This window comes from Mucilaginibacter antarcticus (assembly GCF_042686155.1).
In the GTDB taxonomy this organism is placed as follows: Bacteria; Bacteroidota; Bacteroidia; order Sphingobacteriales; family Sphingobacteriaceae; genus Mucilaginibacter; species Mucilaginibacter antarcticus.
On the sequence record NZ_JBHUON010000002.1, the window covers coordinates 14,389 to 27,445 of the forward strand.

The window sequence follows — 13,057 nt, forward strand, 5'->3', positions numbered from 1 at the left end:
AACCTTTGTAGAAAAACAATTACCAAATACCTTTGCCCCCGGAGGGGCTGCCCATAAACAGGTTACAATATCTTCATTAACTATTCGCTAGTTTCACTATTTTAGAGAACAATATTATGGCAGACACTTACACCCAATTATATATTCATTTTGTATTCGCCGTAAAATACCGTGAAGCTATAATAAGCGATGTATGGGAAGAGCGGCTTCAAAAGTACATCACCGGTATTGTACAAAACAACGGGCATAAATTGATCGCCATAAATAACATGCCCGATCATGTGCATTTGTTTGTCGGCTTGGATGCGAAACAATCAATTTCAGATCTGATGCGGCTTGTAAAGGGCGACAGTTCAGAATTTATTAATAAGGAAGGATTAACTAAACGCAAATTTCAGTGGCAGGATGGCTATGGGGCATTTAGCAACAGCCGGTCGCAAATTGATGGTGTGGTAAAATATATTCTGAACCAGAAAACGCATCACACCAAAAAAGCTTTCAGAGAAGAGTACCTGGAAATGTTGAATGATTACGCTGTCGATTACAACGAAAAGTACATTTTTCAGGATTTAATAGAATAGTACTATCGCGCAGCGTAAACAACCGGCTCCGCTTTAGGCTGTGCTTTTACCTTGCTAAACTTAGGGCAGCCGCAATCTTTCTTGAATATCCCGCATGAAGTTATAGCTAATATAACCATCGCCCCTAAAACAAATAAACTACGCTTTAACATTTTTTACTGCTGTTGTAATTACTAATATACAAAATGTGGCCATGCATGCACCTACGGTGTCGCAAAAAAGATCGGCCCACTCTGCGCCTCGCCAAGTGAAAACATATAATTGTAATAACTCAATCACCGCGCCGTAGACTACCACCACAACCGTAACTAAAAACGCTGTACCGGGTGTTAAAGTATCGCGTCGGGCGTTATGCAGATAGCCGTTGCAATAAAACACTACCAAAACAAAAAAGAGCCCGCAATGGGTAAGTTTATCAAACCCCTCAAAAAACAGGTGAGATTTGCCCACACCACCCAAATCAAGATTACAAATAATGAAAATAAATAAGGCCCACAAAATTGTGAGCCTATGATATTTTAGCTGTGCTTTCATTAAGCTTATGCGCCTACTAAAGCTTTATAATCGTCTGCTGATAACAAGCCTTCAACGTCTGCCGGGTTAGTAACGGTAATTTTAACCATCCAGCCCTGGCCGTAAGGATCGGTATTTACAGTTTCGGGCGCGCTGTCTAATGCCTTGTTAATTTCTGTAACAGTACCGGTTACCGGCATAAACAAATCAGATACAGTTTTTACCGCTTCAATGGTGCCAAACACCTCTTCTTTACTTACCTCTTTACCTACCGAATTAATATCTACATAAACAATGTCGCCTAATTCGCCCTGTGCAAATTCAGTTATACCAATGGTAGCTACGTTACCGTCTAATTTAACCCATTCATGGTCTTTGGTGTATTTAAGTTCAGCAGGAAAGTTCATTATTGTATGATTTTTGTTTAGTCAAAAATAAGAAAACTTTATACAACACACTAATTAACTTATTAAACCGTATATTTAGTAAAACCTAACCGCACAGCGGACCAGATTTTGATATAAACCAATAAACTCATAATGAAACTTACATCGCTAATATTATCCGCGTTATTTGCGGCCTGCCTGCTAACGGCATGCCGTGGCGATAGCAGCAGCATAATGGGCGATGATACAGTAGCCTTGCGAGACACCTCAAACGCCAACATCATTGTTGGCCAGGATGACGCAAAGTTTGTTAAACAAGTTGCAGCCGGCTGTTTGGCCGAGATTGAAATTGGCAACCTGGCCAAAAGACGGGGAAAGGACAAGCGCATTAAAAACCTTGGCGCCATGATGGTTAAAGATCTTACTAAGGGACACGGCAGGCTGGCGGCTTTGGCGCAATCAAAAAAGATTGTATTGGCTGATACCTTAGATACGATTGATCGACTGACTATTGATTCGTTATCTGCAAAATCCGGCAAGGCCTTTGACCAGGCTTACCTCAGCAAAATAAAAACCGACTATCAAAAAGCTCTTGCCCTTTTTCAGGCAACCTCAAAACGCGCTTTTGATCCGCACATCAAACAGTTTGCGGCTAAAAATATACTTACCATTCAAAGGCATCTCGATTTGATTGAAGCTATGAACGTTGCGGTGCGTTAAGGTTTATTTGCATAAGCTTTAATAAAACGATAATTTGGCGGTGTAATACAGCTATCTATTATGTCAGCACCTATTGTAACCGGTTTATTGGCTTACGGAATGTCCGGAAGGGTATTTCATGCGCCATTTTTAAGCACCAATCCGCAGTTTAAAATGAAAGCCGTGGTTGAGCGTAACCAAAAAAAAATGGTCGCTGACTACCCGGAAATTATCAGTTATAACACTGTTGAAGAAATTTTAGCCGATGATGAGATCGAACTGATCATTGTAAACACCCCTAACTTTACACATTTCGACTTTGCCACGCGGGCTTTACGTGCAGGCAAGCATGTGCTGATTGAAAAGCCGGCAGCCGGAAATGTTGCCGAGATTAAAGCGTTATTTGATATAGCGAGGGAGAACGGTAAGCAAGTTTTTTGTTATCAAAACCGTCGCTGGGATAGCGATTTTATGTCATTTAAAGAGATCGTAGAAAGTGGCCGTCTGGGTAAACTTACCGAGGTCACGCTGCGCTGGGACAGATATAAACCTCAGCTCAATATCAAGCCTTTTAAAGAAACCAAAGACACGCCAATAAATGGCATTGTATACGAGCTTGGCCCTCACCTAGTTGACCAGGCGATACACCTATTTGGTAAGCCTTTAAGTTTTGACAAACTGACCACCATACAGCGCGAATTATCCGAAGTGCCCGATTATGTAAATTTTAGACTGACATATCCTGCGGGGTTGGTGGTCCAAATAGTTTCAGGGTTGTTAACACCAGAACCGCTGCCTGCTTTTGTGGCGCATGGCTCATTGGGTAGTTATACTAAACAACGTAGCGATGTACAAGAAGCGCAGTTGATAGCCGGTATGTTACCAAACGACGATGCCTATGGCGTTGAGCCTGCCGGTATGGAAGGCAAATTGGTTACTATAGGTATAGATGGTGAGAAAAGCATTGAATTTGCACCATCGCTTAAAGGCGATTATGTAAATTTATTTTACGCGGTTTATCATGCTATCCGTGAAAATGCGTTATACCCTATAACTGAAGAACACATGGCCTGGCAGATGGAATTGCTGGAGGCTTAATTATGATTGATACTATGAAAAAACTGTTTATATTTTTTTGCCTGATCATTGCTGCGGGTTGCAGTTTCGCACAGGTGAACGACAAAGTCGGCGCAGCTATACCACAATATAGTGTGCTAAGTTCTGACAGTGTTTGGTTAACACCGGCGAATGTAAAAAACCATCGTACGCTGTTAATTTATTTCGGAACAGATTGCCCGCATTGCCAGCATTTGACCATGGAGCTGAAGCAGAAAATTAAACAGCTTGGTGATACCGAGGTTATGATGGTTACCTGGTCAAACAATCATGATATACGTGCTATTAAAAACTTTGTGCGCGATTTTGACCTGAAGAAATTCTCCAACATACACGTAGCTACCGAGGGGTATACCTATATGTTGCAAAAATTTTATAAGATTGAAACTACCCCTTACGTAGCGATATATAACAGCAACGGTAAACTAACTAAAGCTTTCCGAAAACAGCCGGAGACGGATGATGTTGTAGCCGCCGTTAAGGCCGCTGATCGCAAAAAGAAATAACCGGTCCAATCCGTCGTGGCACCCAAGTGAGTTATTGCTGCTGCTGCTGTTGTTGCTGTACCATTTCCATGTAACGCTGGTAGCTATTTTTAGCTGCGGGGTTAACGTTTGCGGCTGGTGCAGCAGTCGGCACATTTTCTAGAATTTCTTCATGGCTTAATGGCTCGTCATCATCAACGGTTACAGATACTTCCAGTTTGTGCCCGGATGACCCTTTATAGATCCCCTTAACGGGCGAGCAATCCATAAAATTTCTGCCCACCGCAAGGCGCACGTGGTTTTCGTTAGCTATTATGTTGTTTGTTGGGTCAAGGCCAAGCCAGCCATAATCGGGGATGTAGGCTTCTGCCCAGGCATGGGTTGCACCTTCGCCGCGCATGCCATTTTTGTCAGTACAAATGTAGCCGCTTACGTAACGGGCCGGTATCTGCATCATCCGTAGCATTTCGGTTAAAATATGTGCAAAATCCTGGCAAACGCCGGCTTTAAGTTTCCATATTTCGTCTAGCTTGGTTTCGTAAGTGGTTACCCCTTTTATGTAGGTAAAGTTTTTGTACACATACTCGCAAAACCTTCTGGCTATCTGGTAAGGCGTATCGTCAACCGTTCTGAGCTCTCTTACTAAAGCAAGTAACTCCTCATAGCCGTCGAAATTTTCGAGCCTTAAAAAATCAATGTAAGGCACCATGTAACGCAGGGGCTTTAAATCCTCCCACTGCTGTGCCGGAAAGATAGCATTAACCGGAAATGGCCTGTGTTTGGTGCTTACCAATATTTTTGAGCTGATAACCAAATTTGAGTGTGGTTGGCTATAAGTAAAGCTACCCACCTCATTACCATAATAGTCAATATACGTATCAACATTGGGGTGACCGGTTATCGTGATTTCTTGCGTCAAAACATCCTGGTACGTATCCTTTATCGGGAACAGGATGATCTGGTTAGCACTGTCGCGCGCTGGGCTGTCATAAATGTACCGGGTAATATGTTGTATTTCAAATTCGGGCATGGGATATTTTTTTTTGTCATTTTGAGAAACCCAGCATGACATTCTTGTACTGATTAATTAATCACTAAGTCAACAACCATTTAGCTATTAGCAAAATAATACGCGTTCAAAGCATCGGCTATACCATAAAGCTCGCCACGTATTTGGGTTAGGAAAGCGTGCAATCCTTCCTGTCGTATGGTTTTTACTGAGCTGTATTTAATACGACTTTGCAGGCGACCGATCTTAAAGGTCATATCTCTAAAGTTTTCTATATTACTGTCGTCTTTCAAACGCTCAAAATAGCGCTGAATGTTATTAACCGAGTAAATAACAGAACGCGGAAAGTCATTATTAAGCACCACCTGCTCCAACACATTTTCGGCCTCGAAACCCTCGCGGTAAGTTTTTAAATACAGCTCATAACCACCTAATGAAAGCAACAAATGTTTCCAATAAGTAGTATCGGTTAACAGATCAGGGTTATCACTTATCGACCCAAACTTGGTGTCCAATATATCTACCGATTGTATGGCTCGCTCCAGGTATTTGCCTATATTCATAAAGCTACGACCTTCGCCCCGCTCCATAGTAATCTCTACGGTACCATAGTACAGCATTACCTGCTTTATCAATACGTCAAGCACACTTATAGGGTCCTCGCGTTGCAAGGCGCGCTCCAGCTTGCTGTCCTTTACGGTGTGATAATATTCATTAAGGCACTGCCAAAGGTCTTTAGTTATGTGCTCTTGTACACTACGGGCATTCTCGCGGGCAAGGGTAATAATATTCAATACCGAGTTAGCGTTACTTTTACCCATCACCATATACTTTAATACCGCACGGCTGTCATTACCCAGGTTAGCGCCCTCGTCATCCTCCAGGCCTGCGAAAATACGTATAGCGGGCTCCCAGGTAAACTCCTGTATAGCATCCTGCGACGACGCGTAGTTGATCTTCAACATTCGCAACATACCGTCGCTACGCTCAATGTACCGGCTCTGCCAATATAAACTTGCTGCTACTCTACTTAACATTATATTTTCGTTTCGAATATCGGACCTTCGATCTCGGATTTATTGATCAATTATCTATCACTTGCACTTCTACTATGCCAGTACCCAGGTATCCTTACTGCCCCCACCTTGTGAGCTGTTTACTACAAGCGACCCTTCTTTTAAGGCCACACGGGTTAATCCGCCCGGTACAATTTCTATCCCGTCGGGCCCGCATAGCGCGTATGGTCTTAAATCTATGCGTCGCGGGGTTAATTGCCCCTGCATATAACATGGCGCTGCTGACAGGCTTATAGTTGGCTGGGCGATGAAGTTGCGCGGTTCTTTAATGATCTCTTTCTTGTAATCATCTATTTCTTCCTCAGTTGCGGCGTGGCCCATTAACATGCCGTAGCCCCCGCTACCATTGGTGCGTTTAACCACCATGTTATTCAGGTTTTTAAATACATGCTCGCGCTCGTCGTCGTTACCCAACTGGTAGGTAGGCACGTTCTTTAATATCGGCTCCTCGTTAAGGTAGTACCTAATCATGTCTGGCACGTAAGTATACACTGCTTTATCATCGGCTACACCATTGCCAATTGCATTTACTATGGCCACATTGCCTTTGCGGTAAGCGCCCATAATGCCCGCTACACCCAACATACTGCTTGGGTTAAATACTAAAGGATCAAGATACTCATCGTCCACCCGGCGATAGATCACATCCACCTGTTGCAGGCCAACAGTAGTTTTCATGTATACTTTTTGATCTTTTACCACTAAGTCGCGCCCTTCTACCAGCTCAACACCCATTAAGCGGGCCAGCGTGGTATGCTCAAAATAGGCCGAGTTATAAATACCCGGGCTAAGCAATACAATTGTTGGGTTAGCAATTTGCCTGGGCGATAAGGCCAGTAAGTTTTTATACAATAAAGCCGGGTACTCTGTAACGCTACGCACGCCGCATTGCGGCAACAAATCGGGGAATAAGCGCTTAGTTATCTCGCGGTTTTCAAGCATGTAACTTACACCGGATGGGGTACGCAGGTTATCCTCTAAAACATAAAAAGTTCCGTCGAAATCGCGAATGAGATCTATACCAGATATATGTACATAAATATCATACGGTACCTGCAGCTGGTGCATCTCGCGCAAAAAATGGGGGCACGAGTATATCACATCAATAGGCACCACCCCATCTTTTATAATAAACTGATTATGGTATATGTCTTTTAGAAATAGGTTAAGCGCGTTAAGCCGTTGCTTGATGCCCCGCTCTATAAAGGCCCATTCGGACGCGGTGATAATACGTGGGATTATATCAAAGGGAAATATCTTTTCAATGCCCTCGCCGCTGTTGTATACTGTAAAGGTGATACCCTGGCTCATAAAAAGCCTTTTGGCTAATTCTTCTTTACGATTCAAATCATCAGCCGACTCTTTAGCAATATATTCAATAACCTTACGATAGTGGTCGCGCACCTGGGCATCTGCGCCATACATCTCGTCCCAAACACCGCTAATGGGGCTATATTTATCAAAATAGGCCGGCTCTTGCATTAAATTATTAGGTTAAATTTTAAACTACCTGTCAATTGGGATTTATTGTGAAATATATGAAGTGTTTCTCAATAAACACGAAACTTTTTTAGAATAATTGCAATTATTTAATATTTATTTTACGAAACTCATTAGAAAATGATAAAGCGTCTTGCATTTTTGACTTTAAAATTAATCTCATCCAAAGATTAAGAGAAAGCTAATCTCGCTAAGATCAGAAAGAAAAGGCCCTTACTAGGCTAACAAAAAAAATAGCGATGGGTTTGAAACGCATCGCTATATAAATATGTAAATGAAATTTATTGAGCCCTGCTTGTCATAAAGCTCATCACCTCGCCTTCGGTGCCAACAAATGGCCCTGGCGACATGGTTTTTAAGCCGGCCATAGCGGCCGCAAATTTACCAGCCTGCTCAATACCGGCGCCTTTGGTTATGCGCTTGTATAAGTAACCGGCCATATAGGTGTCTCCACAACCGGTAGCATCAACCACCATTTCAGGATGATATGCCGGTATCTCGTTAAATGCACCGTCAGCATAAATAATTGATCCCTGGCTGCCGTTAGTAATTACTGCTTCTTTTACGCCTTGGTCGGCAAGATATTTCGCACCATCGGCCACAGTTTTTTGCCCCGACAGGGCGGCCAATTCGGCAACATCGGCTTTTAATATGTTTATGTATTGCAGGGCCTCGGTTTTTTCGGGCCAATCTGTCAAAAACACTTTTTGATCAACTACTTTGCGCAGGTAGCCTTGCACATCAAGCGCCAACAGACCTTTAGCCGATAATTGTTTTATAAAATCGGTGTTGAAATCGCCGGCCAGTAAAGGGCCCAGGTGAAACACCTTAGCTTCTACGTCTAGCAACTGCTCCATGGTAAAGGTGTCGGCTATCTGCAGCACATTTTGAGTGCGCTCGTCCTGATTTTCGGCGTAAATGTTTTCAAAGATTACGGTGTGCATACTGGGTTGCACACGTACTTCAATACCTTTACCGCGCAGGTATTTCACATATTCCATCTCAGTTTCGCCAAGGGCGGTAACTAATAAGTAGTTTACATCTAACTTATTAACCGCGCACGAAAAATACAGCGCCGTACCACCCGGCATATGCATTATATTACGGGTATTAACAATTTTGTCGGATGTGATGTGACCTACGCAACAGATATCGTACATAAGGGCCAAGATACTCAATTTAGGTATTGCGTAAAAACTAATTTAAGCTACACTGCATTACCGCTATTGCCAGTAATTACCTGACATGATAAGCATATTGAGCAGTTTTATAGTGTTGTCGTAATAATCATAATCTTGCAGTTTAAACGCCGTCAGATAATCCCAAATATGATTAAGCCAAACTTGATCCTTACCTTCGGCCATAGCCGACACACCAAATGGCCCTATAAAACTTAAGGCTTCAAAATAGCGCCCTTTCAAATCATTTCCCCCAAGCGAGTAACCGGCAGACAGGTTATAAGTATCATTATTTGTTGTTCGGCGAATCCAACTGTTTATCGGTGTAACAAATTTTTTAGCCCGGGCATCGCCATACATTAGGTAGTCCACAGCTATGCGCCAGGGCACCCGGCAGGCGTTGTAGTTATAATCGCCATCGTTTTTGCTTTCCAGAAAATCAGGGCCGGCGGGCTTGGGCTTATTGTTGATATTAATCATAAAATCTGGCACCAAACCCGCGTCGGGGCTGTGTTGATTTTGCAAAACTGCAAACAGTTTATATTGCGCGGCAATAACCTTTTGCCAGCGCACATCACCGGTAACTTGCTTAAAAGCTTTAAGGTGGGATGGCATAAAGTCGGATGATCGGGTAGCGTAGTAATACTTGCTGCCGGGTTCAATAGCATCGCTTATCCAAATGGTAAATGTTTTTAGGTTAACCTGGTGTTGCATAATGGCGTTTATTCGGGCCTTTGCCTCATGCAGATAATTTATGTCTCCAGCGTTTCCCCATTGTTTAGCGGCCAATAAAAGCGAAAACGCAATATCCACATCCCCGTCCGTAGCGGTGCTGCGGTCAAGGTCCTTGCCGTTGGTCTTTTGTGCCCATGCCATTAGGTATTTGGTTGAGGCGGCGGGATGTGCCCGGCAGTAGCGCAACAAGTTATCAAAGGTTTTTTGTGCCGATGGATCATGCCCGGCCATCAATGCCGTAATTACCATTCCATAGCCCTGGCCTTCGGATACGCACTGCTTACCACCTTTTCCTTCAAACCAAATATAGCTTTCGGCCTTGCCGGGGATCGTCTTGATATATCGCTTTTTCCACTGATTATAAAAAGCGCCAACAGCTTTATCTAAACCAGCTTGCGAAACATGATTAGGCTTTATACACCCCTTAAAATATCGAGTATGCTGCGGGAAGGGCTTAGAAAGGGACTGGCCCTTAGCAGTGGATAGCGCTCCTATTGCAATCAATAAAGTAATAAAAAGCCCCCTGCTCCGCATTTTTTAAAAGTACAAATTATAAAACTGTACCACCTCAAATCTATGTGGGGTATAAATTCCCATTTATAGCAGTTTAGTCAACACCATTAATCCCGTTTATTCAGACTGTTAGCCTAAAAGCTGTTTGGTTTTGTATTTGCAATACCATAGCAAATGAAGCTTATGAAAAGAAAAATATCTTTTGACCCTGCGTGGGTTATATTCTTTTTGGTTACAGCAACCCTGGTTATTTTAAATTTTATGGAAGACGAGCATTCTCGTAACCTGATAGCGGGTATAATATTGTGCGCTAACGTGATATTGTTTTTAGGATCTGTATTGTTACGCACCTTGACAGACCGCATTGGGTAGACCTTATTTTAGAAGGCGTTTCAATTGTGCCATAGTTTGGGAAACGCAATCCCCAACTAAATGCGCAGCCAACTGAAAATTACCTATAAAAGGCACTGGCGCACGGTTTGTAATAGTTTAAATGACGTTAATTGATACAGAGAGATGGAAAAAAAATATTCTTTACTAATCACAGTTATTACAGTATGTTTAATTGTGTTGACAGCCGCGGTTATTGGCACAATGGACACCAATGCTACCCGTAATATTTACGAAGGTTTGTTATTGTTAAGCTGTATTATATTATTCACCGGTTCGCTTATCGCCCGCGGATCATTTACAAAAGCATAGTTTAAGTTTTTTTTTCATAATTGGTTTAGTGTAATACCCCTGGTAAGCCCGAAGATGTAAATCCTCGGGCTTTTTTTGTTATCAGCAACCAAGTGGAACGTATGCACTACAGCACCTGGATCAACCCGCCTTGTGCCTAAAAGACATCGCTGTTACTTCGTAAATATTTGTTGATCGCTTCAGCAGTCTCGGTTTACAAATAGTGAAATAACAATTTGCTCCGTTTGGGGTTAACTGCTAATATGTATTTCGCAATTATAACTCCTATTCTAGCCTTATTGGCCTGGTTGATATTCCGCAAGCGGGATAGTGTAAAATTGTCTGACAGCCTGCTCAAGCTTGATAAGCCGCTGCGCTCATTGTTAGACAGCCGGGTTGATTACTATCATAAACTCAATAGAGCAGAAAAGAAGCGTTTTGAATCGCAGATAGCGGCATTCCTTGCCGGGGTAAATATCGAAGGGGTGGGTACTGACATTACGGATGTAGACCGGGTGCTGATCGCGTCAAGTGCAGTGATACCTGTATTTGGTTTAGGCGATTGGGAATACAGCAATCTTACCAATGTCATTCTGTATCCTGATACCTTTGATTACAATTATCAATTTGAGGGTAATGGCCGCACCGTTCAAGGCATGGTGGGTACCGGGTACATGAACGGGCAAATGATCCTGTCGCGTCCGTCATTGATCAAAGGATTTTCGCCGATGTCGGGCAAAGAAAACACGGCCATACATGAGTTTGTGCACCTGGTTGACAAATCTGACGGCGCCACAGACGGCGTGCCCGAGCACTTGATCCCACATGAATACGCCGCCCCGTGGTTGAACCTTATGCACAAAGAAATGCACCGCATCAACGCCGGACGATCTGACATTAACCCCTACGCCACTACTAACGAAGCTGAATTTCTGGCTGTCGCATCTGAATACTTTTTTGAGAAACCCGATCAGTTTAAAACCAAACATCCTGAGCTGTATGACCAGCTGAGCAGCATTTTCAGGCAAAATCCCGCAAAACAAGTGTAGCTCTCTGTAATATTTGTGCTTGCTATAATGGCAATGCCTTACAATTTGTACCTTGGTAATAGTAAACCATTCCCTGAGATGAAGAAAACCCTATTGCCTGTTTTATTTGTAGCTGCTATCGGCGCCATTTCCTTAGCTTATACCCAAAAGCAGGTCGCCACAAAGCCAAATGTTATCATTATTTATACGGACGATCAGGGTTACGCCGACATGAACATATACGGCTCAACCGATTTAGTTACATCTAACATGGACGGGTTGGCTAAAAGCGGCGTCAGGTTTACGCAGTTCTACTCTACCTCGCCAATCTGTTCACCGTCGCGTGCTGCGCTGTTGACAGGGCGCTATCCGCAGCGTGCGGGTTTGCCGCTGATGGGGCCATCAAAAGAAGGTATAGCAGGGATGGCGGGCGCGCAGTTTACCATGGGCGAGCTGTTTAAAGAAGCCGGTTACAAAACCGCGCACATTGGCAAATGGCATGTGGGCTACTCAAAAGACACTGAACCTAACGCCCAGGGCTTTGACTACTCGTACGGGTTTATGGGTGGTTGCGTTGACAATTACTCGCATTTCTTTTATTGGGAGGGTGCAAACCGCCACGATCTTTGGCGCAACGGCCAGGAGATTTATGAACCTGGCAAATTCTTCCCCGACCGTATGGTTGAAGAAGCCGGCAACTTCATGAATAATAATAAGGATAAACCTTTCTTTATGTACTGGGCCATTAACAACCCGCACTACCCGCTACAGGGCAGCAAAAAGTGGTTAGACTATTATAAAAACCTGCCATCGCCACGTAACCAGTACGCGGCTGCTATATCAACGATGGACGATAACATTGGAGGCTTGTTAAAGAAATTGGACGCGCTGGGGTTGCGCGAGAATACCATCATCGTGTTTCAGTCTGACCAGGGCTTTTCGCGCGAGGAGCGCACCTTTGGCGGCGGCGGCTCCGCGGGCGTTTATCGTGGGTCAAAGTTTAGTTTGTTTGAGGGCGGGGTGCGTGTGCCTGCCATCATCAGCTGGGCAAAGCATATCCCCGTTAACCAGGTTCGGAGCCAGGTTGGGGCTAATATTGATTGGCTGCCTACCCTTGCCGAATATTGTAATATCAAATTACCCAACCGTAAGTTTGACGGGCAAAGTTTAGTGCCTGTCATTAAATCGGGTGCGGCACCAACATCTCATCCTTTGCTTAACTGGCAAAGCGGCGGCGGTGCTAATAACCCGCAATGGTCTGTTTTAGATGGTGATTGGAAACTGCTGCATAGTCCGCTGGAAGGCAAAAAGGAGGAGCTTAATGCCCAAGGCTATTACCTGGTGAATCTTAAGAACGACCCGGGAGAACAACATAACCTCGCAGATGCTCATCCGGATATCGTAAAGCGTCTAGAGGGTGCGCATAAAACCTGGTTTGAAGAGGTGTTTAATCAATAACCGGTATGCGCTATTCGCAAGGCGAAGAAACAAAACATTTGCCTGTAGTAGATGCTTCGTTTTCAGCATGACAATATTTTAAGCTATAATGCATTTAAC

15 protein-coding genes are annotated in these 13,057 nt (G+C 43.6%); 8 read left to right on the forward strand and 7 right to left on the reverse strand.

Annotated elements, in window-relative coordinates; all coding sequences use genetic code 11:
• Positions 1 to 116 precede the first annotated feature (116 nt).
• The gene (tnpA, locus tag ACFSYC_RS01895) at positions 117 to 581 is read left to right on the forward strand and encodes an IS200/IS605 family transposase (protein ID WP_377122942.1); all 465 of its coding nucleotides are present in this window, start codon (positions 117 to 119) and stop codon (positions 579 to 581) included.
• A gap of 138 nt (positions 582 to 719) precedes the next feature.
• Here tnpA and ACFSYC_RS01900 read toward each other — a convergent pair whose 3' ends face one another.
• Both ACFSYC_RS01900 and gcvH read right to left on the reverse strand, forming a co-directional pair.
• Positions 720 to 1,115: a VanZ family protein gene (locus ACFSYC_RS01900; RefSeq protein WP_377122944.1), complete on the reverse strand. Its 396-nt coding sequence runs from the start codon at positions 1,113 to 1,115 to the stop codon at positions 720 to 722.
• Between the two features lie 5 nt (positions 1,116 to 1,120).
• Entirely contained in the window at positions 1,121 to 1,501 is a 381-nt protein-coding gene (gcvH, locus tag ACFSYC_RS01905) for a glycine cleavage system protein GcvH (protein ID WP_377122946.1), read from the reverse strand.
• Between the two features lie 132 nt (positions 1,502 to 1,633).
• Here gcvH and ACFSYC_RS01910 point away from each other — a divergent pair, with 132 nt between their 5' ends.
• Genes ACFSYC_RS01910 through ACFSYC_RS01920 form a run of 3 tightly spaced genes read left to right on the forward strand, consistent with a single transcriptional unit; the run spans position 1,634 to position 3,801 of the window.
• A complete protein-coding gene (locus ACFSYC_RS01910; RefSeq protein WP_377122947.1) occupies positions 1,634 to 2,200 on the forward strand; it encodes a DUF4142 domain-containing protein in 567 nt (188 codons plus the stop codon).
• Positions 2,201 to 2,260: 60 nt separating this feature from the next.
• Complete coding sequence (locus tag ACFSYC_RS01915; RefSeq protein WP_377122949.1) at positions 2,261 to 3,277, forward strand: Gfo/Idh/MocA family oxidoreductase; 1,017 nt, start codon at positions 2,261 to 2,263, stop codon at positions 3,275 to 3,277.
• A 14-nt stretch (positions 3,278 to 3,291) separates the two neighbouring features.
• The gene (locus tag ACFSYC_RS01920; protein WP_377122951.1) at positions 3,292 to 3,801 is read left to right on the forward strand and encodes a TlpA family protein disulfide reductase; all 510 of its coding nucleotides are present in this window, start codon (positions 3,292 to 3,294) and stop codon (positions 3,799 to 3,801) included.
• A 31-nt stretch (positions 3,802 to 3,832) separates the two neighbouring features.
• On the opposite strand, the gene ACFSYC_RS01925 is transcribed toward ACFSYC_RS01920, so the two are convergent.
• The 5 genes from ACFSYC_RS01925 to ACFSYC_RS01945 form a co-directional block, all read right to left on the reverse strand.
• A complete protein-coding gene (locus ACFSYC_RS01925) occupies positions 3,833 to 4,810 on the reverse strand; it encodes a transglutaminase family protein (RefSeq protein WP_377122953.1) in 978 nt (325 codons plus the stop codon).
• Between the two features lie 80 nt (positions 4,811 to 4,890).
• Positions 4,891 to 5,826: an alpha-E domain-containing protein gene (locus tag ACFSYC_RS01930; RefSeq protein WP_377122957.1), complete on the reverse strand. Its 936-nt coding sequence runs from the start codon at positions 5,824 to 5,826 to the stop codon at positions 4,891 to 4,893.
• 72 nt (positions 5,827 to 5,898) lie between these two features.
• Positions 5,899 to 7,347: a circularly permuted type 2 ATP-grasp protein gene (locus ACFSYC_RS01935; protein ID WP_377122959.1), complete on the reverse strand. Its 1,449-nt coding sequence runs from the start codon at positions 7,345 to 7,347 to the stop codon at positions 5,899 to 5,901.
• Between the two features lie 299 nt (positions 7,348 to 7,646).
• The gene (locus ACFSYC_RS01940) at positions 7,647 to 8,525 is read right to left on the reverse strand and encodes a PfkB family carbohydrate kinase (RefSeq protein ID WP_377122961.1); all 879 of its coding nucleotides are present in this window, start codon (positions 8,523 to 8,525) and stop codon (positions 7,647 to 7,649) included.
• 63 nt (positions 8,526 to 8,588) lie between these two features.
• On the reverse strand, positions 8,589 to 9,812 hold the full coding sequence (locus ACFSYC_RS01945) for a glycosyl hydrolase family 8 (RefSeq protein WP_377122963.1): 1,224 nt from the start codon (positions 9,810 to 9,812) through the stop codon (positions 8,589 to 8,591).
• Between the two features lie 162 nt (positions 9,813 to 9,974).
• Between ACFSYC_RS01945 and ACFSYC_RS01950 the strand changes: the two genes are divergently transcribed.
• The 4 genes from ACFSYC_RS01950 to ACFSYC_RS01965 all read left to right on the forward strand — a co-directional run bounded on the left by ACFSYC_RS01950 (position 9,975) and on the right by ACFSYC_RS01965 (position 12,958).
• A complete protein-coding gene (locus ACFSYC_RS01950) occupies positions 9,975 to 10,163 on the forward strand; it encodes a hypothetical protein (RefSeq protein WP_377122965.1) in 189 nt (62 codons plus the stop codon).
• 144 nt (positions 10,164 to 10,307) lie between these two features.
• Positions 10,308 to 10,493: a hypothetical protein gene (locus tag ACFSYC_RS01955; protein ID WP_377122967.1), complete on the forward strand. Its 186-nt coding sequence runs from the start codon at positions 10,308 to 10,310 to the stop codon at positions 10,491 to 10,493.
• A 278-nt stretch (positions 10,494 to 10,771) separates the two neighbouring features.
• Positions 10,772 to 11,521 (forward strand): M90 family metallopeptidase, encoded by a 750-nt coding sequence (locus ACFSYC_RS01960; RefSeq protein ID WP_377122969.1) that lies wholly within the window; start codon positions 10,772 to 10,774, stop codon positions 11,519 to 11,521.
• Positions 11,522 to 11,599: 78 nt separating this feature from the next.
• Entirely contained in the window at positions 11,600 to 12,958 is a 1,359-nt protein-coding gene (locus tag ACFSYC_RS01965) for a sulfatase-like hydrolase/transferase (protein WP_377122971.1), read from the forward strand.
• The last annotated feature ends 99 nt before the right edge of the window (positions 12,959 to 13,057 follow it).

Bases quoted from the DNA above. Each gene is read 5' to 3' on its own strand.
- ACFSYC_RS01910 (WP_377122947.1), top strand. From the start codon at position 1,634: ATGAAACTTACATCGCTAATATTATCCGCGTTATTTGCGGCCTGCCTG.
- ACFSYC_RS01965 (WP_377122971.1), top strand. From the start codon at position 11,600: ATGAAGAAAACCCTATTGCCTGTTTTATTTGTAGCTGCTATCGGCGCC.
- ACFSYC_RS01930 (WP_377122957.1), bottom strand. From the start codon at position 5,826: ATGTTAAGTAGAGTAGCAGCAAGTTTATATTGGCAGAGCCGGTACATT.
- gcvH (WP_377122946.1), bottom strand. From the start codon at position 1,501: ATGAACTTTCCTGCTGAACTTAAATACACCAAAGACCATGAATGGGTT.
- ACFSYC_RS01925 (WP_377122953.1), bottom strand. From the start codon at position 4,810: ATGCCCGAATTTGAAATACAACATATTACCCGGTACATTTATGACAGC.
- ACFSYC_RS01955 (WP_377122967.1), top strand. From the start codon at position 10,308: ATGGAAAAAAAATATTCTTTACTAATCACAGTTATTACAGTATGTTTA.
- ACFSYC_RS01940 (WP_377122961.1), bottom strand. From the start codon at position 8,525: ATGTACGATATCTGTTGCGTAGGTCACATCACATCCGACAAAATTGTT.
- ACFSYC_RS01900 (WP_377122944.1), bottom strand. From the start codon at position 1,115: ATGAAAGCACAGCTAAAATATCATAGGCTCACAATTTTGTGGGCCTTA.
- ACFSYC_RS01920 (WP_377122951.1), top strand. From the start codon at position 3,292: ATGAAAAAACTGTTTATATTTTTTTGCCTGATCATTGCTGCGGGTTGC.
- ACFSYC_RS01945 (WP_377122963.1), bottom strand. From the start codon at position 9,812: ATGCGGAGCAGGGGGCTTTTTATTACTTTATTGATTGCAATAGGAGCG.
- ACFSYC_RS01935 (WP_377122959.1), bottom strand. From the start codon at position 7,347: ATGCAAGAGCCGGCCTATTTTGATAAATATAGCCCCATTAGCGGTGTT.
- ACFSYC_RS01915 (WP_377122949.1), top strand. From the start codon at position 2,261: ATGTCAGCACCTATTGTAACCGGTTTATTGGCTTACGGAATGTCCGGA.
- ACFSYC_RS01950 (WP_377122965.1), top strand. From the start codon at position 9,975: ATGAAAAGAAAAATATCTTTTGACCCTGCGTGGGTTATATTCTTTTTG.
- tnpA (WP_377122942.1), top strand. From the start codon at position 117: ATGGCAGACACTTACACCCAATTATATATTCATTTTGTATTCGCCGTA.